Here is a 21,876-nt window from a genome sequence, read left to right on the forward strand (position 1 = left end):
CTCAGTGAACGGCCGCGAACATGATCTTTTCTTCATCCGCGTCAAGGGCCATCATCTCTTCGACGATCTTGCCCCGTTTGGCCACCAGGATACGGTCGGAAACCGCCATGATTTCAGGAAGATAGGAAGATATCACCACAACAGCGAGGCCCTGATCCGCAAGATCATGGATCAGCTGGTGGATCTCGACAATCGCGCCGACATCGACGCCCCGGGTCGGTTCATCGAAAATGATCAGCTTCGGCTCCTGGATCAGTGATTTGGCGATCACCACCTTTTGCTGATTGCCGCCCGACAGTTCGATCATCCGCGCCCGGTCCGAGATCTGCTTCAGCCGGAGCCGCTCGCCCCATTCCCTGGCCAGTTCCAGCGCACGGCGCGGCGAGACAACAGAGAGCGGGTTCGATTGTTTCGACAACTCCCCCAGCAAAAGGTTCTGCCCCGCCGTCATGGTTTCGAAAAACCCGTCAAGTTTGCGGTCTTCGGTGACGTAGACGATGCCATCGCGCATAGCCGGGCGCGGCACGCGGTAGCGTACCGGTTTGCCGTTCAGCCGCACCTCGCCGCCATGCATGAAATCGCGTTTCAGGACACCCGCGACGACTTTGGCCATCTCGGACCGGCCCGCGCCGACAAGGCCGAAAATCCCCGTCACCTGTCCGCCAAAGACCGAGAAGGATGAGTTCCGCACCATGGCGCCGCAGGACAGGTTCTCGACGCTGAGAACCTTTTCGCCGTAAGGCCGGGGCTTGCGCTTCACACCGCCATGCAGACTTTCCGACAGGGTCCGCCCGACCATCGCCTGGACGATGCTTTCGCGGGTGAAGTCAGACGCCGCGCCGGTCGCGGCAAGCTGGCCATCACGCAGGATGGTGATGCGGTCCGAGACCTCCAACGCCTCTTCCAGCGCATGGGTGATGAAAACAATGGCCACGCCCTTTGCCTTCAGCCGCTCGATCAACATGAAGAAATGGCGCTTTTCCTCGGGCGTCAGCGTCGCGGTCGGCTCGTCAAAGATGATGACACGGGCATTGTGATGCACCGCGCGGGCGATCTCAACCATCTGCTTTTGCGCCGCCCCCAGCGTCGAGACCTGGGCGGTCGGATCAACCTGGAACCCCATGCCGACAAGGAATTGCCGCGCTTCGATGTAGAGGCCGCGCAGGCGGTTGAACATCTTCTCATCGCCCAGATAGATGTTCTGCGCGACGGTCATGGCGGGCACCAGATTGGTTTCCTGGAACACCATGACGACGCCGTTTTTCAGCGCCTCTGCCGGCGAGGCAAAGCTGACCTCGCGCCCGTCCAGCAGCATGCGGCCCTGGCTCAGCCGGTAGACACCGGCGATCACCTTGGTCAGCGTTGATTTTCCGGCGCCGTTTTCCCCCAGAAGCGCGTGGACCTCGCCCTTGCGCAAAGTGAAATCCATGTCGCGAAACGCCGCGATGCCGCCGAAGCTTTTTGTGGCATTTTGCAGTTCAACCACGGTCTCCAACTTCAAACTCTCCGCCATCAGATCCCCCGGGCGGCGCCATCGAGGCGCAGGATTTTGCCATGGCCTTTCGAGGCTACACAGAGATCATCGCCCTGTTCCGCGACCGAAACACAGCCATGCGCCTGGCCATCCGCCCGCGAATGGAAACTGCGCAGCGGTTTCATCTGCGGCGAACATTGCAGCACCAGCCCATAAGACCGGGTCTCGGCAAAGGGTTTGGTCACCCCCATCCGGCGGAGCTGGCTGCCCTGCATTGGTTCGGAAAAGGACAGGCCAGAGGCAAGAGCGGGTGCCATCCAGAACGGCTCCGGCACTTCGGCCAGCATGCGTTTGCAATAGGCCGGTTCGCGCAGGATGAATTCGACCAGCTGATTGCGGACCGAGAAAAAGCTGAGCCAGAACCCCGCCTCGACCGCAGGCGCGATCCGGGCCGGATAGGCGGGCAGATGTTCCAGCACGGGCTCGGCTTTGCCCGTGCCCAGATCGACCGACAGCACCCGGTGCCGCCAGCTTTCCGAAACCCAGACCTTTTGCGACCCTGTCGCGGCAACGCCACCCGCCCAGGCGAGACCCCCCAGCACCCTGACCGCCTCGCCCGTGGCAAGGTTCAGCCGCCAGAGCGCGCCGGACTGGCCCCGTTCCATCAGATCGCGGCGCCAGTCTGCAGCGCGGCGCTGGCTTGCGCCTTCGGTCACCAAAAGCGTGTCGGCATCGAGAAAGGCCAGCGCGCTCGGGTTCTTCGGCATGGCAAAGCTTTTGCCGTCATGAGAGCCGCCGCGCAGCGTCACGCCCTTGCCGTCAAGACCCACGGCAAGCATACCCTTGCCATAAGCCAGGGCTGAAACATCGGCGTCGAAAGCGGCGATCTCTTCCCCGGTCTCAACCCGGATCACGCGCGGGCCAGAAGACGCCACCAGCCCCTTGCCGGTCACGACGAGATTATCGGCATCTGTCAGCAAGGCGACCTCAGCCGCCTCATCGAGACCCGCATTTGGCAGCATAGGGCCATCCAGTACCGGCACCGTGATCGCGGCCTCGCCCCGGCCAAGGCGGCGGTCGATAAAGCGGCGGATCGCGATCATTTCGGTTTCCCCCAATAGCTGTCGACGCCGCACCAGTCCTGGTCCGCCCCGGGCAGTTTCAGCGCGCCCATCCGGTTGTTGAAAATGCCGCAGAGATAGAGGGTGCCCTTATGCTCGCGCATCGAAGTGATCATCGGATGGCGGGTGCCGCCAAGATCCCAGAAGCTTTCCAGAATCTCGCCTTTTTCGTTGAACTTCAGCACGCAGCCGGTGTTGAGGTTCGGCATCAGCCAGGCATCCTGCGACACCCTTCGCGCCATGCGGCGGCGGAAGGACGGCATTTCCAGCGACAGATCCAGCGCCGGGGTGCGCGAGCCCATCAGGGCCAGCCAATAAGTGCCGTCCGAGGCACGGTTGATGTTGTCCGGATAGCCCGGAAGCCCCTCGATCACCCGCTCAAGCCTGCCTTTCTTCGGTCCGGCATAGTAATAGCGGTTGATCCGGCAGGCCCAGCTTTCGGCAAACAGCACGGATTCGCCGTCGTAAGAGGTGCAGACCCCGTTCGGGAAGATCAGGTTCGACAGCACGGTGCGGGTGGTTTTGCTTTTGGGATCATAGACGATCAGCCGGCCATTGCCGCGGCTTTCCAGCGCATCGGCATACCAGTCATGCATCTCGAACCGCACAGTCGCCTCGGAAAAGATGATGCGCCCATCCGGCAGGATGTCGCAGTCATCGGCGAGCTTCATCACGGAATCGTCCGCGATCGAGGTCCAGCTGCGGTTGGTTTCCGCCGTCAGCAGCGTGACCTCGCCTTTGGGCGAGACCTGATAAAGCCCCATGCCGCCGACACAGACCGCAAGGTTGCCCTCGGCGTCGAACGCCATGCCCTGGGGCGCGCCGCCGGTATGGGCAAAGATCTCGTAACGGGTGTAATCCGGCCCGAACCAGCGCATGATATCGCCATGGCGCGAGCCGGTATAAAGATTGCCGTCACGGTCGAAAATTGCATCCTCGGCGCCATCCATGATGCCAAGGCCGATCGGGTCTGACGCGCGCAGCCGGTCATTCGGCACCAGCGGGCCTTCGGTCGTGGAAATCGCCGGCGGCAGCTTGTTGAAGGTGGGCGAGATATAGACCGCGCGCAGCAGTTTATGGCGGTTCTTCACCCAGCGGACGTCAAGGAAAACAGCCGTGACCAGCACAAGGCCAAGGATCAGCGCATTGACCGGGCCCGGAATGGCCAGCGCCAGCAAGGACGTCGACAGGATCAGCACGAACAGCGCCCCCATCAGCGCCTTCGCAACCGATCCGCGCCCTCCGCCCAATGAGATGCCGCCCAGCACGGTCGCGGTCAGGGCCTGAAGCTCCATCCCCGCGCCGATGTCGGATGCAGCCGATCCGATCCGCGCCGCAAAATGGAACCCGCCAAGCGCCACCAGAACCGAGCAGATCACATAGGCGGAAAACACCGTCCAGCGCACATTGATCCCGGCATTATGCGCCGAACGCCGCGCACCACCCACCGCCATCAGCCGCCAGCCATAGCGACCACGTGACAGGACGATATGCAGGATCAGCGCAATCGCGGCCAGCACCCAGAAGGGGGTCGGCAGGCCCAGCACATGCCCCATGCCAAGGAAATCCCATGCCGCGGACTCCGGGTAATTCATCACGATATCGGTCGAGATCTGCGGGAAGACGATATCGAAAACCGAGCGGAAGATGATCAGTGTCACCAGCGTCGTCAGAAAGGCCCGCATCCTGAGGATACCGACCATGAAGCCGTTGATCGCGCCGCAAACCGCGCCGACCCCCAGAGTGGCGGCCAGCCCGCCACCCAGGCTCAGCCCCATGACATTCATGGTGTAAAGCGCGGTGGTGACCGCGAGGGCAAAGGTGGACCCGACCGAGAGGTCAATCCCCCCCGAGATCATCACGATGGTCAGGCCCAGAACAACGAGCCCCAGCTCGGCCATTTCGCCGGAAAGAAGTGAGATCGTCCCGAACTGGAAGAAGCGCGGCACAATCGGAGCGAAAATCGCAATCACAAGCACAAGGGCTGCGAAGGGAATTGCACTGTCCACCCATTTCTTGGTGAGAAGCTCGCCCAGAACGTGATCGGGAAGAACCCGGTACCGCAACCGGACAAGGCTTTCGCTGAGGCTCATTGCAGACAGGTCCTTACTTCAGCTCGTCAATTTTCCAGCAGTTACGGCCGCTGGCATTATTTTTGTCGACCCGGGTGATCGGCCCGAAGAAGACGGTTTTTTCCGAACCCGCCGGGCGGTCGGGGTTTTGCAGGAATTCCGAGATCTGCTGCGCGGCAATCTCGGCCTGGATCGGCGCGTTGAAGTTGTAAACAACGTCAAGCAGACCCTTTTCGATGCTCTCGCACGCGGTATGGGCGCCCGCACCATTGGTCACGATGGTCACCTGATCCTGCTTGCCTGCGGCCAGAACGGCGGCACCGGCACCGACCTCGGCATTGTCCCAGATGCCCATGATGCCGCAAAGATCAGGGTGCTGTTGCAGCACGGTCTCGGTGATCTGGCGGGCTTTCTCGCTGTCATAGTCAGCGGGCTGGTCAGACACCAGCTCAAGCCCCGGGTTTTCCGCGAGGATCTGGTTGAGACCTTCGCGCATATAGATATTTGCGGCACCGGTCTGCACGCCCGCCAGCCAGACGATCTTGCCCGAAGACGCGCCGGGGGCAAGGCAGGTCCGGGCGAGCTCGCCTGCCTCAAGGCGGCCCATCTCGATCCAGTCATTGCCGACATAGCTGTCGGTCTGGGTGATCGACTGCATATTGATCTGCAGGATCTTGATCCCGGCATCCTGCGCCTGTTTCAGCGCACGGGCATAGGTCTGCACATCGGGATTCTGCACGATCAGGACATCGGGCTTTTCGGCAATCGCGCCCTGCAGCGCGCGGATGCCGGCGGCGGTGTCCATATTCGGGTCACGCACCTCGAAGGAGAACCCATAACGCGCGGCATGGCGCTGCCAGACGGCGGTCCAGGCCTGGTTGAGATCCATCCCCTGCGACAGCGGAACAAAGATCACTTTCTTGCCCGTCACGGCCTCAAGATAGGCGGCGCGCCCCACCTGTTCGATATCATCGGCCTGCGCCGGAACCGCTGCCAGCAGAGCGGAAGCCGCCAGCGCTGCGAAGGCGGTATTTTTCAGAACTTTCATGATGTCTCCTCCCTGAAACTCTCTTTAGTCCGCATGACGTTCAGATATCGCCGCTTTGCGAGGTCTGCTCATCGCGGGGGTTGATCACCGCATCCAGCGCCAGCGCGGCCAGCAGGATCACGCTCTTGATGAGGTTCTGGCTGGTATAGCTGAAATTCATGATCGTCATGCCATTGATCAGGATCCCCACCAGTACCGTGCCAACGAGAACGTTGCGCACGCCGCCCTGGCCACCGGAAAGGCTGATCCCGCCCAGCACCACGACCAGAAGCACGTCATAGATCAGCGTGGAATTATAAAGCCTTGTGTTGATCCCGGACACGAGGCCGGTCATCAGGATCCCGGCGGCATAGGCGATCAGCGCGGCCAGCACATATTGGCTGATCTGCACCGGCCGGGTCGGCAGACCCATGGTGCGCGCCGCATGTGGATTGTCGCCGGTCGCATAGATGAAGCGGCCAAACCGCGTCAGGCTGAGAAACAGCGCGACCAGCGCCGCGATGCCCGCAAGGATCAGAATGGAATAGGGCACGCCCAGGAAGGTGCCCGAGCCGATGGCCACCAGCCAGCCGATCCCCGCCGGTGCATAAAGCACATCCGAGCTGAAGGCGACACGGCCGCCGCCATAGACAATCGACGCCATGGCAAGGGTGGCAAAAATCGGCGGCACTTCGGCAATGGCGATCAGAATGCCGGTGATCAGCCCGCAAAACGCCACCAGGGCCGCGCCGATCAGCACCGCTTCACCAAAGGCAAAGCCCTGTGATGACAGCCAGATGGCGAAAGCCACGCCCACCACCATGACCGCAACCATGGTCAGGTCGATGCCGCGCCCGACCACGATCATCCCCATCCCCACCGCAAGCGTGCCAAGGATGGCCACGTTTTTCAGCAAGGTGAGCAGATTACCCTGGGTCATGAAGTTGTTCAGAAACAGGGCAAAAGCCAGAAACAGCGTCAGCGCGATCAGGGAGACCACACCCTCCTGGGTCAGCCGGAAACGGCGGTGACGTCCGGCCTGTGCCGGTTCTCTCAAGGACATCTCTTTTCTCCCCTCCCCGGCATCGCAGGATTCATCGCATGCCTGCAACACAAACAGGCCCGACGGATGCGGGCCATACCTCTCCCAAGGCAAGCGCAATCTCCAGCTTGTTTTCCGCACAGGCAATTTCATTTTCCTGACCGCGCGTGCTGAAAATCCCGCCAGCATCCGAAGAACGGCCCCCCGGAGCTTTCGCCAAGGCGGTCGCAGCACCGTTTCGGTCAAGGTGCAGCCCGAGGCCCGGAAGCGCGCGGGTTCAGAGCGCCCGCAACGCGGCCTCGCTCAGCTCGGATGTGCGGGTGAAGATGCGTGCCGCCCCCGCCGCAAGAAGCTGGTCGCCATGTCCCGGCCAGGAATGGCGTCCGGCGGTCAGGCCGGCCACCCGCATTCCTGCCGCAAGGGCCGCTTTTACCCCGGCGGCGCTGTCCTCAACCACCACGCAATCCGCCGGGGAGACGCCGCACTGACTGGCGGCGAACAAAAACACATCCGGAAAGGGCTTGCCCCGTGCCACCTGGCTGGCGGAATAGATATGCGGCGCGAAGAAATCGCTCAGCCCGCAGACCTCGAGCGAGCGGCGCAGTTTCGGCAGTGCCGAAGACGAGGCCACCGCCTTAAACCCGGGCAGGCTCTCAAGCGCGGCCCGAATACCTTCGACCGGCTGCAATTCGGTCTCCATCCGCGCGAGGAGCAGCGCATCGGCCTGCTCAATGAGACCCTCGGGCCAGGGCGCGCCCCGCAGCGCGGCGATCTGATCCCAGATAACCGCCTTGGGCTGACCTATATGGCCGCGGATGATCTCTGCTGCAGTGATCGGCCAGCCAGCCGCTGTCATCAGTTCTGCGTCAATCGCATTCGAGAGGATCTCGCTGTCGACCAGCACGCCGTCACAATCAAAGATAATCATTCGCCGTAAGGAACCCAGATGTTTTTGACCTGTGTGGCGCGGGTCAGGAAGTTTCGGCCCTGGCCTTCAGCGGAAAGCCAGTTGCGGGCCGCACCCTCCTCGCACCAGGTCTGTTTCAGATTGCCGGCCGAGGCGGTCTCGACCGCCTTCGCCCCGTCGCCGGTGCCGAAATACCAGAGGCCATCGACATCGTCATGCTCCGCCAGCGTCTTCGCCAGCACCTCGCGCTCGCCGGTCACGATGTTGATCACGCCGCCGGGAAGGTCCGAGGTCTCGAACACCTGATACAGGTCGGTCGCCGCCAGCGGATGGGTCTGCGACGGCACCGCCACCACCCGATTGCCCATCGCCACCGCTGGCAGCGCCAGAGAGACAAGGCCCAGAAGCGGCAACGCCGTCGGGCAGACCAGCCCGACCACGCCGAGCGGCTCGTGCATCGCCAGTGTCACATGCGCCGATTTGGTCGAATGCACCGCGCCATCGAATTTATCCGCCTGGGCCGCATACCAGAAAATACGACGCAGCGCGGTTTCGACCTCGGTTTTTGCCGCCGATGCCGTCTGTCCGAAACTGCGCAACCGGTCCTCGAATTCCGCTACGCGCGCCGAAAGGTTCTCGGCCAGGTAATACAGCACCTGGGCGCGGTTATGCCCGGTTTGTGCACCCCAGCCTTTGGCCCCATGCGCGGCCTCGACCGCGTTGCGTATATCCTTGCGGCTGCCAAGCGGCGCAAGGCCGGCCGTGCCCTTCGGCCCTTCGACCCGGTAGGAATAGCCAGAGTCTGGCCGTGCCTGTTTGCCGCCGATATAGAGCTTGGCGGTGCGGTCGATGGCGCTTGCGGGCAGGGTCTCCGCCGGGCTGGCGTCAAGGGCCGCCGGGGCCTCCTCGGGCTTCTTCGCCTTAGGCACGGCCAGTTTCAGATAGGCGCTCATGCCTTCGCGCCCGCCCTCGCGGCCAAAGCCGCTTTCGCGCATGCCGCCGAACCCGGCGCCGGCATCAAAGATATTCGCAGAATTGATCCAGACCACCCCGGCCCGCACCCGACCCGCTACATCCAGCGCGAGGTTGATGTTTTCTGACCAGATCGAAGCCGCAAGGCCGTAACGGGTGTTATTGGCCAGCGCCACGGCATCTTCGGGCGTGCGAAACGGGGTCAGGGTGACCACCGGGCCGAAAATCTCTTCGGTGGCAAGGATCGAGGCGGGCTCGACCCCGGTGACCAGCGTCGGCGGGTAGAAACAGCCTGCCGGCGCCTCGCCCTGGTGGATCGCAACCCCTTCCGCCCTGCCCTTTTCAACCAGATCGGTGATCCGCGCCAGCTGCACCGGATGCACGATGGCGCCGATATCTGTGGATTTGTCCAGCGGATCGCCAACCCGCAGATGGGCCATGCGGCGTTTCAGAAGATCGGTGAACCGTGCAGAGACCGCTTCGGCCACCAGGATGCGCGAGCCCGCAGAACAGACCTGACCCTGATTGAACCAGATTGACTCGACCACGCCCTCGACCGCCGCATCAAGATCGGCGTCAGCAAAAACGATGAAGGGGGATTTCCCGCCCAGCTCCAGCGTCAGCGCCTTGCCGGAACCCGCGATCTGGCGGCGGATGACCCGGCCAACCGCGGTTGACCCGGTGAAGGCGACCTTGTCGATGCCGGGATGGCCGGTGAGCGCCGCGCCGGTCGTGCCATCGCCGGTGACGATGTTCAGCACACCCTTCGGCAGGCCCGCCTCGCGCGCGATTTCCGCGAAGGCCAGCGCGGTCAGCGGCGTATATTCCGCCGGTTTCAGCACGACCGTATTCCCGGCCGCGAGGGCTGGTGCGACCTTCCAGGCCAGCATCAGCAGCGGGAAATTCCACGGGATCACCTGGCCGCACACACCCTGCGGACCTGCGCCGGGGAATTCATCGGCGAGGATCTCGGCCCAGCCCGCGTGATGGTAGAAATGCCGTGCGACCAGCGGGATGTCGATATCGCGGCTTTCGCGGATCGGCTTGCCATTGTCGATGGTTTCCAGCACCGCGAGAAAACGGGCATGTTGCTGCACATGGCGGGCAAGCGCGTAGAGATGTTTCGCCCGTTCATGCCCTGGCAGCGCCGCCCATTTCACTTGCGCCGTCCGCGCGGCTTTGACCGCGGCACTGACATCGGCCTCTGCCCCTTGTGAGACCCGGGCGATGGTCTCGCCTGTGGCGGGGTTCATGACCTCTAAAAGCTGCGAGGGCGCGGTGAACACGCCGTCGATGAAATGGCCAAAGCCCGCCTCATGGCGTTTCAGCCAGTCGCGCAGAACGCTGATGTCCTCAGGGGCGGGGCCATAATCCATCGTCGCCAGGATCTCTTTGATCTTGTTCATTTATCCCCCCTCATGCCAACGCGAGGCGCGATGCGGATGAATAGCGTCCGGTGACATGATGTTCCAGCTGACGCTCGATATCCCCAAGCATTGACGAGGCGCCAAGGCGGAACAGATGCGGCATGAGCCAGTCGCGGCCCATTTCTTCCCGCATCAGGATCTGCCAGCTCAGCGCGTCTTTCGCCGCTTTCATGCCACCTGCGGGCTTGAAACCGATGCGGTGGCCAGTGGCGTCGAGATAATCGCGCAAGGCCCGCACCATCACGAGGCTGACGGGCAAAGTGGCATTGACGCCCTCTTTCCCGGTCGAGGTCTTGATGAAATCGGCCCCCGCCTGCATCGCAACCATTGACGCCGCATAGACATTTCTGAGCGTTTGCAGATCACCCGTGGCAAGGATTGCCTTCAGATGCGCCGGCCCGCAGGCCGAACGCATGGCCGCGATCTCGTCATAAAGCGCCGCCCAGTTGCCGGTCAGCACATGTTCGCGGGTGATGACAATGTCGATCTCATTCGCACCCTCGGCCACCGCATAGCGGATTTCTTCCAGCCGCAAATGGAGCGGCATCAGCCCGGCGGGAAAGCCGGTTGCAACCGAGGCAACCGGGATCCCGCTGCCCTGCAGCGCCTTTGCCGCATGGCCCACCATGGTCGGATAAACGCAGACCGCGCCAGTGGTGAGCCCGAGATCCGCGATCCCCAGCCCCTCGGTGATATGGGCGGCCAGCGGCTGGCGGGCTTTGGCGCAAAGACGGCGCACCCGCGCCGCAGTATCGTCGCCGGCGAGCGTCGTCAGATCAATGCAGCGGATCGCATTGATCAGCCAGGCCGCCTGATACTCTTTCTTGACCGTGCGGCGCGCGCCCAGCGACGCGGCCCGGCGCTCTGTGGCAGAGCGATTGACCCCGTGGCCTTCGAACATTGCGATCTCAAGCGGCATGCCCGGATTGCGCGGATCATTCGCCAGATCCTGCGGGCCGCGGGGCGCAGAGTGACCTGCGGCGGGGTCAAAGGTCATAGCCATGCTCCAATACCCTGGTCGCGCTGGCCCCAACGCCGCCGCACCTATATTGCCATAAAGCGTGAGATTGCCCCCGGACGCCAGCCCCGGCAGATCTCCGGAGGGTGGTCATGCCCATGGAGTCAGGCGCTTTGCACGTCCGAAAACCCCGATTCCTGCGCCAGTTTGACAAACCTTCGGTCAAAACTCACGAAACCATCACATTGCGCCGATTTTCCCAGATGCAGCGCATCGGCGAAATCCATGCCCTGTTCGGCCCGGTCCAGCGCATCCGCCACGATCACCGCATCTTCAACGGTCACGGTCGCAAGCCCGCCAAAGGCGCGGAGCGCACGCGCCACGTCGCCCGGTTTATAGCCGTAAGCGCTGCGCAGCACCCATTCGGTTTCCAGAATGACCGTCACAGCGACAAAGACCGCCTGGCCGTTGACCAGGGTGCGGGCGCGCGGCGACTGGTCGGGGTGATCGCCGGTCAGGTAGCGCACCACCACATTCGTATCAATCGCGATCATGACGCCGCCGGGCTTCGGCCAGCACGGCCGCATCCATCTCTTCAACCGATTTCGGATCGCCCCGATGGGGCAGCAGGGCAAAGACATCCTCGGGCTTTGTTGCGGCAAAGCTGGGCGCGCGTTTCAGAAGCACCCCCTCTGCCGTCTCTTCGACGATGAGCCGGGTGCCAACCTCCCAGTCCCGCCGCTGCCGGATGGCCTTGGGCAGGATAATCTGGCCTTTGGTCGAAAGGGTCGTGGTCACAGAGGGGGGCCGGGGCATGAGCAAAGCTCCAATGTAAGACAAAGGTAAGATAACAGTTCCACCCCTGTCTTTCAAGCATGCCGGACAGGGCCGGTTCTGTCCCCCGGTGATTGAGCGCGTGACGACCAAAGCAGGTACCGGCCCGGCGTAGAGCGTTCTGACCTGCCTGACGAATCGCAACTTTGATCCGGCGGCCAGCGACGCCGGGAATGCTACAAGATATTGATACAGGTCGGGATGACCAACCGGGCTGTTTTCGTTACATTTCGGCCACATGACAACCGGGCGCCGCATTTTATCCACAAGCTGGCCCGAGAAGGCACTACCAGGTGTAGAATTTTCTTGCGTGACGCCCATTCCTGGCGCATTTCTCTTTGTAGCGCAGAAATGCAAGAATTTCGGATTTTTGCGCTACAGACATCACGAGCATCCCTGTACAGGGGGCAGAGCACAGAGAAACTGTGCCGCACAGGATAAATGAGGGCTGCATGACAGCAGAGCGTGTATTCGCAGAGCTCCAGGGCGATGCAGCAACCTTGCACGATTCCATCCGCCAGCATCTGGAGCGCAATTTTGCGCCGGATGCACGGAAATATCTGCGCAGCTTTTCCTCGGGAGAAGCAGCCGATTTTCTTGGCCTCGCCCCCGGACATCTGCGCAAGCTGCATGCCGAAGACAAGATCCCCGATGTGGCGCTCGATGAACGCGGCCGCAGGCTTTACACGGCAGAGGATCTCGGGCTGATCCGCCTCGCGCTGGCGCGCACCACCAGGGACCCTTCGCTTTACCTGCGCGGCCGGGTCGGGCAGGAGCCCGTGCAGATCCTGTCCTGTGTCTCCTTCAAGGGGGGGTCGGCCAAGACGACTTCCGCGGCCTATCTCAGCCAGTGGTTCGCGCTGCATGGCTACCGGGTGCTCGTGGTCGATATGGACCCCCAGGCCTCGCTGTCCTCGATGACCGGCCTGCGCCCCGAGATCGATTTCTCGCATCAGGGCACGATCTATGACGCGATCCGCTATACCGACCCGCTGCCGATGGAGGAGGTCATTCGCAAGACCTATTTCCACGGGCTCGACATCGCTGCGGGCGGGCTGATCCTGTCGGAATATGAAACCGAGACCCCCTATGCGCTGCGCCAGGGCTCGGAGCCGCCGTTTTATCTGCGCCTGCGCGAGGCGATCCAGTCGGTCGAGGCAAATTACGACCTCGTCTTCATTGACTGCCCGCCGCAGCTGGGCTTCCTGACGCTGTCTTCGCTGGTGGCCTCATCGTCGATCCTGATCCCGGTGGTGCCGAATTTCATCGACGTGGCCTCGCTGGCGCAGTTTCTGACAATGGCAGCCTCGCTCCTTGACACGATCCGGGACGCGGGCATGACGCTGGATTACGATTTCCTGCGATACCTGGTGTCGCGGTTCGAACCCTCGGACGGGCCACAGGCCCAGGTCGCCGGGCTTTTGCGCGCGAATTTCGGGAAACGGGTGATGACCGAGACCTTCCTGAAATCCACCGCCATCTCGGATGCCGGGCTGACGCATCAGACCCTGTTCGAGGTCGGACGGGGCAGCATGAACCGCAATACCTATGACCGCGCGATGGAATCCGTGAATGCGGTCGCGCGCGAGCTGGAGCAAGACATCCACAGAGCCTGGGGAAGGAACTGACATGGCCCGCAAGAACATGTTCGAAGGCATCTCCCCTGCCCCGCGCCCTGCCGGGGTGGCCGAGCCCGCCAAGATGCCCGAGGTCTTTCAGGCCAGCGGCCCGATTGCGGCGATCCGCAATGACCTGCGCAGCATCGGCAGCCGTTCGGTCCAGGAGATTGATCCGGCCCAGATCGAGGATACCGGCCTCAGGGACCGGCTTGGCGATCTGGGCGAAGACATCCTGGAACTGCGCGAGAGCATTGCGAAACACGGGCAACAGGTGCCGATCCTGCTGCGTCCGCATCCAAAGCTCAGCGGCCGCTATCAGGTGGTCTATGGCCGGCGCCGTCTGGCGGCGATCCGGGGCCTTGACCTGCCGGTCAAGGCGCTGATCCGCACGCTCTCGGATGAGGAGGCGGTGCTGGCTCAGGGCCAGGAAAACAATCTGCGCAAAGACCCATCTTTCATCGAAAAGGCGCTGTTTGCCGGCGACCTTGAAGAGGCCGGCTATGAGGCCCGCGTGATCCAGGACGCGCTGAATGTCAGTCGCAGCCATACCTCGCATATGCGCAAAGTGCGCGAGGCGCTGCCGCGTGAGGTCATCGAGCGGATTGGCGCGGCGCCCTCGGTGGGCTGGAAACGCTGGTATGATCTGGCCTTGCGGATCCTCGAAGGGCAGATCGCGGCGCGCTCGGTCCACCCTGCCCCATTTGCCCCGGAGCTGACCTCGGATCAGCGCTTTGAGGCCTGGGTCAGGGCGATCCCGTCGGCTGCGCGGCCGGAAAAAGCAGCCGCTGCCGACAGTGCCGCCCCTATCCTCGCCCGTAACGGGACAGAGCTGGGCTCGGTCCGGCTGCAAAGGGCCCGGATGAGCTTTGAGGCGACGGCCGGGAATGCAGCTTTCGCGGCCTGGCTGCATGACGAGGCACAGGATCTGCTGCCGCGCCTGCATGAGGAATTTCTGGCGGCGCGCGCGAAACGCAGCTGACCGGACACATCACACCCCAACGATAACAACAAAGGAGCAGCGTCGGAAAAAGAAAGACCTTCCGAATGGAAACCACCCGGAAGGCCCGTGCAAACCACAGGGCGCCAACCCTGAGAATGCTTAACGTCTAGCAAGAGCACTCTAGCGCAGGCCCGAATCACATGCAACATCGCTCAGGCGGTGATTGGAAAACTGTTGTCGTTTTCCCGGTGTGCCAGCCGGCATGCGGCCCATAATCGGACCGTCTTCTCGTTCCGCCCGATGACATCATGGAACAGATCACTTATTCGCCCCTGCCCCGCCGGGACGGGCGCCGGTCGTTTGCACCCTCTCGCCCTGCCCTGCCGCAGATGACAGGCAAAGGCGTCACCGACCTGCGCTGGCACCTTCTGGATCTGGTGCGGATCTGCCGCGAACGGCTTCAGCTGCGCGACCGCGACATTGCGGTTCTGCGCGGGCTCCTGAGCCTTTTGCCACAGGATCCGCAGCCCGATCAGAGGATGGTCTTCGCCTCGAACCGGGTGCTGATCGCGCGCTGTGACGGCATTGACGAGCGTACCTTGCGCCGCCGTCTGAACCATCTCCGGTCGGTCGGGCTGGTGAGCAAGCGGCCGAGCCCCAATGGCAAACGCTATCAGGTCCGCAATTCTGAGGCCGATGTGCAGCTGAGCTATGGTATCAGCCTCGCGCCGCTGTTCGACCTGCATCCCCATCTGGAAGCCCTTGCTGAGACCTGCCATCAGGAAGCCGCAGAGGTGAAGGCCCTGCGGGCAGTGATCCGCGACCGGCTGTTTCACAGCGCCGGAGATCTGGCTCAGCCACTCCTGGAAACTGCCCGCCTCGCGCTGCGGCGAAAGCTTGGGCCGGATGAGCTGCGGTCTATTGCGGCGACCCTGCCCGACCCGGATGACAGCGCACCTGACCACACGCCGCCCGACATGACACAGCCAGATACTGCATCTGAACGATCCGGCGAAATGACCGCCAGCAACGGCCAGAATGACCGGCACATTCAGAGATCAGGAAAAGATACCTCTGATTCTGACTCTGCTCAGAAAGCACAGGATATCAGCCTTGATGAATGCCTGGAGATGGCTGCGAGTGTGAAAGATTACGCTCCACACCAGCCGCGAAACTGGCCTGATCTTATCCGGCTTTCTGAAACTGTCGCGCCGGCGATCGGTTTGACGCATCCCGTGCTTGGCCTCGCAAAAAAACGGTTTGGGCTGCAGGGCTGCGCGCTGGTTGTTCTGGGGCTTGTGGAGGCCTTTGGTCGTATCCGCAGCCCCGGCGCTTATCTCAACGCGGTGCTGCGAAAGGCAGAGGTCCAGGTGCCAGACCCCGTGCGGGTATTCCATTCCCTTGTGAGATCCGCGCCTGCGGCCAGATGTATACCGGGGTAAACACTCAAGCCTCGGGGTATGTATACCGGGGTAAACATGCCGGATGTTTCGAAAGATCAGACCGGCCTGAAATCCGCCGCCTGCGCAGATCTCAGATTCTCTGGCACCTCATCTGACGCAGCGAGGTCCACAATCAACAGTGCCTCTCCCCGGGCACCGGCGGTTGCAAGCGGCTGGCCATCCGGCCCGGCAATCACGGAAAGCCCGCCAAAGGTCAGGTCCCCTTCCGGACCGGTCAGATTGGCATAGGCCACGGTGCAATTGCCTTCATGCGCGCGGGCCGGCACCAGGATACGCTGGACATGTTCAAAGCCGGCAGGATTGGCCGTGGGCACCAGGATCAGTTCGGCGCCATTGCGGGAAAGGGCTGCCGCATGGGCGGGAAACTCGATGTCATAGCAAACCAGCATGGCAAGCTTTCGTCCTTCCAGATCAAATACCGGACAAAGCTGGTCGCCAGGGCGAAATGATCGGCGCTCCATCGGGCCGAAGAGCTGGATCTTGCGGTAATGCGCCAGCACCGCGCCATCGGGGCCGATCGTCGTGGCGGCGTTGTAAACGGTAGCGCCGTCCCGTTCTGCCCAGCCGAGGCAGATGCCGCACCCCGCATGCGCCGCCATCTCACGCAGCCGGGTGATCCATGCGCCGTCCAGCGGCTGTGACAGACTTTCATGCAGATCCGGCCGGTTATAGCCCGGGAGCAACAGCTCCGGCGCGAGCAGGAGTTTGGCCCCTGCCGCTGCCGCCACCTGCAACTGCGTGCAAATCGCCGAAAATGCCGCCTCAATGTTCCCATTGGTCGGCTTCGCCTGCCAGAGTGCCACCTTCATCTGAACCTCGCTTCCGCTACTGTCTTTACAAATCTGCCCTGGTTTCCCTCAATCTGCAAAGCACCAGCCCGAAAGCCTCTGATAGCATGACCCTGAAAAAGCCTGTAACCGCCTTCGGCCCGGATTTTCCCTTTGCCTATGACGACTGGCTGACGCATCCGGCCGGGCTCGGAGGCGTGCCGCAGGCGCGCTTTGGTGAAAAACTCGCGGTGATCGGGGCGGGGGCTGCGGGCATCATCGCGGGCTATGAACTGATGAAGCTGGGCCTCCATCCCGAAATCTACGAATCTGGTAAGTTCGGTGGCCGGCTGCGCTCTGAGCTGTTCGAGGGCACGGAGGATATTATCGCCGAACTTGGCGGCATGCGCTTTCCGGTCTCGTCGCGCGCCTTCTACCATTATGTCGATCTCCTTGGGATCGAAAGCCGCCCTTTCCCCAATCCGCTGACCGAGGCCGCCGGATCGACGGTGATCGACCTTGAAGGCGAGACCCATTTCGCCCGCGGCCCCGAGGATCTGCCGCAGCTTTATCACGAGGTCGCCGCCGCGTACCGCGCCGCGCTTGAGGAACATGCCGATTTCGCCGCCCTGACCGAAGCCGTGCGCGACCGCGATGTGGCCCGTCTGAAAGCGATCTGGGATCCGTTGGTTGCGAAATGGGATGAACGGACATTTTACGATTTCGTCACCTCGTCCAGCGCGTTCCAGAGCCTTGGCTTCCGGCATCGCGAGGTCTTTGGCCAGGTTGGGTTTGGCACCGGCGGCTGGGACAGTGACTTTCCGAATTCGATGCTCGAGATCCTGCGGGTGAACCTGCTCGAACTGGATGACCATCAACGCTACATCGTCGGCGGGGTCGAAGGGGTGCTGCACCAGCTCTGGCGACTGCCTGCGCGCGGGGCGCATTGGCCCGAGGGCACCTCGCTGGCGGATCTGAACGGAGGCGCGACGCTCGGGCGCGCGACGCGCATCGCGCGGAGCGGGCAGGGCGGGTTCACCGTCACCGACCAATGGGGCGTGGCGCGCGATTACAGCGCGGTGCTCGTGACCTGTCAGAGCCATCTTCTGACCACTTCGGTCGCCGTGGATGAGGCGCTGTTTGATCAGAAACTCTGGATGGCGCTGGACCGCACCCGATATATGCAGGCCGCGAAGACCTTTGTCATGGTCGACCGGCCGTTCTGGAAAGAAACCGGCCCTGACGGGCGACCGCTTTTGTCGATGACGCTGACCGATCGCAACACACGTGGCACCTATCTCTTTGACAATGGGCCCGACCGGCCTGCGGTGATTTGCCTCTCCTACAGCTGGATGACCGATGCGCTGAAGGTGCTGCCTTACGGGCCAGAAAAGCGGGTCGAGCTGGCGCTTGCGGCGCTGGAGCGGATCTATCCCGGCGTTGATATCCGAAGCCATATTCGCGGAAACCCGATTTGCGTCAGCTGGGAGGCGGATGACAACTTCCTTGGCGCCTTCAAAGGCGCGCTGCCCGGGCATTACCGCTATAATCTGCGGATGTACCGACACTTCATTCAGGCCGAGATGCCTGCGGATCAGCGCGGCATTTTCCTTGCCGGGGATGGCATCAGCTGGACCCCGGCCTGGGTCGAGGGGGCCGTCCAGACCGCATTGAACGCGGTCTGGGGCATCATGACCCATTTCGGCGGCAGCTCTGACCGGGCCAATCCCGGTCCGGGAGATCTCTGGCCAACGCTCGGCCCGGTCTCGCTCGACGGGCCGGGGCAGTCTGGCTGACTGCTGCAAGTCCGTGCGCCACCATCGGGCGCACGGGCAAAGCGCGAGACCAGTCAACAGACGTCTTGAGGGAAATTCCTGCAACTGAAGAAAAAACTGCGGCCATTTCACTGTAATATGTTGAATTATAATGGATTTATAGGTTTTTTCTGAGGGCAGAGGCGCGAAGGCCTGCCATTGCGCCCGATCCATGCGTCACGCCCGCCCGATGGGGTGGTGCAGCGCATTGACGCTCCTCGCAAAAACCTCAAATCTGGGCCTGTCAGCGGGGCGAGCTTGGGTGCTCCTGGACGTATCGGATAAAATGCTATGAGCGGGTCAGGAGTTCTCGTCTGTATCAGGATCAATGCGACGAGGACGAACCACCAGTCCTGGGGTGAAAGCCAATACGCGGAAGGCCTGGCCCGGGCCATCCGGCGGCATGCGGGCTGTGAGGCTGTTCTGCTGTTTCGGGGCGAAGAGCCGGAGCCGTCCGCGCTGCCCTCAGTTCTCTTGCAGATCGCTGGCCCGCATCTGGAAGAGCCTGTCGCGGGGATGGCCAATCTGCTCTGGATGATCAGTCCGCCGAACGTGGCGCCGATCGGGATGCTGCGGCGCTATCAGGCATTGTTCATCGGATCAGAGAAGCTCACCGCCCAGTTGCAGGATCATGGGCTTGCGGCAGATTACCTGCCTCAGGCCACCGAATGTGCCCGTTTCCATCCCTTGCGGCGTTCGGCGGGGGCGGATGAGATTCCGCTGGCCTTTGTCGGCGGCTATGCCCCCCGCGTGGACCGCCGCATTATCCTTTGGGCGGCAGAGGCCGGGTTCGAGCCGCAGATCTGGGGGCCGGGCTGGAAGGATGTGGTGCCCGCCCGTCTCTGGCGGGGCGAGCGCCTGAATTCTGAGGCGCTTGCAGAGGTCTATGCCAGCGCCCGCATCCTGCTGAACAGCCATATGCCGCCGATGGCGACGCAGGGCTTCATGAGCAACCGCAGTTATGATGCGCTGGCCAGCGGGGCGCTCGTTGTCTCGGACCGGGTATCCGGCTTCCACGATCCGGATTTTCCCGAGATCCGGCAGGTTGCCGGGCAGGAAGATCTGGTGTCGACGCTGAAACAACTGCTCGCGGCGCCACCCGTTGGTTTGCCGGACCGGATTGCCCTGCATGATCGTGTGGTCTCCCGATACGGCTTTGACAGGGCTGCGGGGGTGATCCTTGACCGGGCGCGTGCGCTGATCAGCAGCTCTTCCAGTGCCGTCGCGGCCTTTTCCCCGGGTCGATCCGCTCCGATGACCACAGCCGGCAGCGCTGCTTCTGTGGCAGATGACGTCCGGTCGACCGTTCTGGCCGCAGCGCAAGAGATCGTCGCAGCGCTGTATTATCTGGAGCAAGGGCGGCTTGCCCCCTTGCCCTCCGACAGCGGTAGCGCGGGCATCATCCACGTGCTCTCGGCGGATCTTCATGAGATGCGGCAGCTCGCCCGGTGCGGGCCCGCACCTGACCGTACCGCCCGGGTAGAGGGGATTGCAGGCCGGGCGCGCAGGGTGATCGAAGCTTTGGAGGATCGCGCCTCTCCCCTTCACCTGCATGTCACGCCAAAATTGCTCGAGCCTGTGCTGAGCCGGATTGTGAGCAATGAGCCGCTCTGGGCGCATGGTCCTCAGGGTTTTTTGCGCGAACGGGGCAAAGCGGGATTGCCGCTGCGCCCGAGGGCGCAATGTGCCGGGACGGACCGTCCGGTGGGTGTGTTCCTGCACCTTTATTATGACGAGCTGGCGCCGGTCTTTGCCGCGAGGCTCGTGCATATTACCGTGCCGTTCCGCCTCTATGTGTCAACTGACACCGATGAGAAGGCGAGGCGCATCCGCGCGCATCTGCCGGATGCCGAGATCCGGGTATTTGCGAACCGGGGCCGCGATATCTGGCCCAAACTATATGGCTTTGCCGATGCCCATGCCCGCCATGACATCGTGCTGCATCTGCATGGCAAACGCTCGCTGCATTCCGACAGGCTGGATGACTGGCTGGCGCATATTCTCGGCTGCCTGCTCGGTTCGGAAGGCGAGGTGAACCGGATCCTGTCCTTTTTCGGGTCGATCCCCAGGCTTGGCATGGTGGTTCCGGTCACGTATCGCGCCGTGCTTGGTGCGGCACATTGGGGGGCGAACCGCGATATCGCGCGCGAACTGGCACGGCGGATGGCGCTGCCCGGTCCGCTGCCCGACAATGACAGACTGCGCTTTCCGGTGGGGTCGATGTTCTGGGTCCGCAGCGCCACGCTCCGCCTGCTTCAGGATCTGGCGCTTGGGCAGGAGGCGTTCCCGCCCGAGGCTGGCCAGGTTGACGGGACCCTTGCCCATGCGATCGAGAGGATGCTTGGTGTCAGCTGTCAGGCAGGCGGAGCCGATATCCTGCCGGTGATGGGAGGCGGCACGCAGCTTCATCGCAAGTACCAGGTCCCCTTCACATCCAATCGAGACCTGCGCGAGGCGCTTGCGAGCGGAGCCTTCAATGACTGATCTGCCGCCTGTTGTGTTCGGCGCGCCGATGCTGCCCGACCCCGCCCGTCTCGCCAGCCTGACCGCCGAGGCGCTGGATGCCGGCTGGCTGACCAATGGCGGTGTATTGCATATGCGGCTGGAACACGCGCTGAGTGCGTGGCAGCAGGCGGGGGATACGGTCTCACTGACCTCATCAGGGACGATGGCGCTGACACTTGCGCTGATGCTGGGTGAGCTGCCGGCAGGAGCCGAGGTCATCACCACCCCGCTCACATTTGCCGCGACAGCGCAGGCGATTGCAGCGCTCGGGCTGGTGCCGGTCTTTGCCGATGTCGATCCAGACCGCCTGACGCTCTGCCCGCGCGCGGTTGAGGCGGCGATCACGCCGCGCACGGCGGCCATCCTGCCGGTGCATTTCCTGGGGATACCCTGCGATGTCGCGGCGCTGGAGACCCTGGCGCGCCGGCATGGCCTCTGGCTGGTCTATGATGCCGCCCATGCCTTCGGGACCGAGATTGACGGCATTCCGATTGGTCATTTCGGCGATGCCTCGGCCTTTTCCCTGCATGCGACCAAATTGCTGCATACGGCTGAGGGCGGATTTGTCGTCACGCACGGCAATCAGGCGGCGGCCCTGCGCCGGTTGCGCAATTTCGGGCTGGAACAGGGGCGGGCGACCGGGCCGGGCCTCAATGGCAAACTTTCGGAACTGCATGCCGCCATGGGGCTCGCCCTCTTGCCCGATCTGCCGGCAGAGCTGACCGCGCGCCGGGCGTTGCGCCAGGCTTATGACAGTGCATTCTCCGGCTTGCCTGGGCTGCGGCTGCATCGGGCAGGGGGCGAAATCCCCGGCTATTATGCGCTGCGTCTTGCGCCGGATCTGCGCGCGCGGCTCGTGCTGGCCCTCGCCGAGGGGCGCATCTTCACGCGAGATCACTTTCCGCTGCTTTGCGGTCCTGGCACATACTGGGCC

General features: G+C 63.0%; 17 protein-coding genes. 6 read left to right on the top strand and 11 right to left on the bottom strand.

The window, feature by feature from the left end; translation table 11 throughout:
• Position 1: 1 nt before the first annotated feature.
• The 10 genes from AC4FS3_RS12350 to AC4FS3_RS12395 all read right to left on the bottom strand — a co-directional run bounded on the left by AC4FS3_RS12350 (position 2) and on the right by AC4FS3_RS12395 (position 11,816).
• Positions 2-1,513 carry a sugar ABC transporter ATP-binding protein gene (locus tag AC4FS3_RS12350; protein ID WP_491020821.1) on the bottom strand — a complete coding sequence of 504 codons (1,512 nt, stop codon included), beginning with the start codon at positions 1,511-1,513 and terminating at the stop codon, positions 2-4.
• Entirely contained in the window at positions 1,513-2,577 is a 1,065-nt protein-coding gene (locus AC4FS3_RS12355; protein ID WP_491020822.1) for an NHL repeat-containing protein, read from the bottom strand. The genes AC4FS3_RS12350 and AC4FS3_RS12355 overlap by 1 nt, the downstream gene beginning before the upstream one ends.
• Positions 2,574-4,688, bottom strand: a complete 2,115-nt coding sequence (locus AC4FS3_RS12360; protein ID WP_491020823.1) for an ABC transporter permease — start codon at positions 4,686-4,688, stop codon at positions 2,574-2,576. The genes AC4FS3_RS12355 and AC4FS3_RS12360 overlap by 4 nt, the downstream gene beginning before the upstream one ends.
• A 13-nt stretch (positions 4,689-4,701) precedes the next feature.
• Positions 4,702-5,715: a sugar ABC transporter substrate-binding protein gene (locus tag AC4FS3_RS12365; RefSeq protein ID WP_491020824.1), complete on the bottom strand. Its 1,014-nt coding sequence runs from the start codon at positions 5,713-5,715 to the stop codon at positions 4,702-4,704.
• 40 nt (positions 5,716-5,755) lie between these two features.
• Positions 5,756-6,757: an ABC transporter permease gene (locus AC4FS3_RS12370; protein ID WP_491020825.1), complete on the bottom strand. Its 1,002-nt coding sequence runs from the start codon at positions 6,755-6,757 to the stop codon at positions 5,756-5,758.
• Positions 6,758-7,013: 256 nt separating this feature from the next.
• Positions 7,014-7,664: an HAD family hydrolase gene (locus AC4FS3_RS12375; RefSeq protein ID WP_491020826.1), complete on the bottom strand. Its 651-nt coding sequence runs from the start codon at positions 7,662-7,664 to the stop codon at positions 7,014-7,016.
• On the bottom strand, positions 7,661-10,021 hold the full coding sequence (locus AC4FS3_RS12380) for an aldehyde dehydrogenase family protein (protein WP_491020827.1): 2,361 nt from the start codon (positions 10,019-10,021) through the stop codon (positions 7,661-7,663). Before AC4FS3_RS12380 ends, AC4FS3_RS12375 begins: the two co-directional genes overlap by 4 nt.
• A 10-nt stretch (positions 10,022-10,031) precedes the next feature.
• Positions 10,032-10,961 (bottom strand): deoxyribose-phosphate aldolase, encoded by a 930-nt coding sequence (gene deoC, locus AC4FS3_RS12385; protein WP_491020838.1) that lies wholly within the window; start codon positions 10,959-10,961, stop codon positions 10,032-10,034.
• Positions 10,962-11,164: 203 nt separating this feature from the next.
• A complete protein-coding gene (locus tag AC4FS3_RS12390) occupies positions 11,165-11,554 on the bottom strand; it encodes a type II toxin-antitoxin system VapC family toxin (protein WP_491020828.1) in 390 nt (129 codons plus the stop codon).
• On the bottom strand, positions 11,541-11,816 hold the full coding sequence (locus AC4FS3_RS12395; protein WP_198838699.1) for an AbrB/MazE/SpoVT family DNA-binding domain-containing protein: 276 nt from the start codon (positions 11,814-11,816) through the stop codon (positions 11,541-11,543). Before AC4FS3_RS12395 ends, AC4FS3_RS12390 begins: the two co-directional genes overlap by 14 nt.
• Before the next feature lie 470 nt (positions 11,817-12,286).
• On the opposite strand from AC4FS3_RS12395, the gene repA reads away from it, so the two are divergent.
• The 3 genes from repA (at position 12,287) to repC (ending at position 15,835) form a co-directional block, all read left to right on the top strand.
• Positions 12,287-13,462, top strand: a complete 1,176-nt coding sequence (gene repA, locus AC4FS3_RS12400; RefSeq protein ID WP_491020829.1) for a plasmid partitioning protein RepA — start codon at positions 12,287-12,289, stop codon at positions 13,460-13,462.
• 1 nt (position 13,463) lies between these two features.
• On the top strand, positions 13,464-14,432 hold the full coding sequence (repB, locus tag AC4FS3_RS12405) for a plasmid partitioning protein RepB (protein WP_491020830.1): 969 nt from the start codon (positions 13,464-13,466) through the stop codon (positions 14,430-14,432).
• A gap of 269 nt (positions 14,433-14,701) precedes the next feature.
• The gene (repC, locus tag AC4FS3_RS12410; RefSeq protein ID WP_491020831.1) at positions 14,702-15,835 is read left to right on the top strand and encodes a plasmid replication protein RepC; all 1,134 of its coding nucleotides are present in this window, start codon (positions 14,702-14,704) and stop codon (positions 15,833-15,835) included.
• 56 nt (positions 15,836-15,891) lie between these two features.
• On the opposite strand, the gene AC4FS3_RS12415 is transcribed toward repC, so the two are convergent.
• A complete protein-coding gene (locus AC4FS3_RS12415; RefSeq protein WP_491020832.1) occupies positions 15,892-16,665 on the bottom strand; it encodes a nitrilase-related carbon-nitrogen hydrolase in 774 nt (257 codons plus the stop codon).
• An 86-nt stretch (positions 16,666-16,751) separates the two neighbouring features.
• Between AC4FS3_RS12415 and AC4FS3_RS12420 the strand changes: the two genes are divergently transcribed.
• The 3 genes from AC4FS3_RS12420 to AC4FS3_RS12430 all read left to right on the top strand — a co-directional run.
• Positions 16,752-18,419: a flavin monoamine oxidase family protein gene (locus AC4FS3_RS12420; protein ID WP_491020833.1), complete on the top strand. Its 1,668-nt coding sequence runs from the start codon at positions 16,752-16,754 to the stop codon at positions 18,417-18,419.
• Between the two features lie 309 nt (positions 18,420-18,728).
• Complete coding sequence (locus AC4FS3_RS12425; RefSeq protein WP_491020834.1) at positions 18,729-20,921, top strand: rhamnan synthesis F family protein; 2,193 nt, start codon at positions 18,729-18,731, stop codon at positions 20,919-20,921.
• On the top strand, positions 20,914-21,876 hold a 963-nt coding region (locus tag AC4FS3_RS12430; protein WP_491020835.1), incomplete at its 3' end, for a DegT/DnrJ/EryC1/StrS family aminotransferase. The genes AC4FS3_RS12425 and AC4FS3_RS12430, both read left to right, overlap by 8 nt.

This window comes from Pseudogemmobacter sp. TB195, from assembly GCF_058313095.1.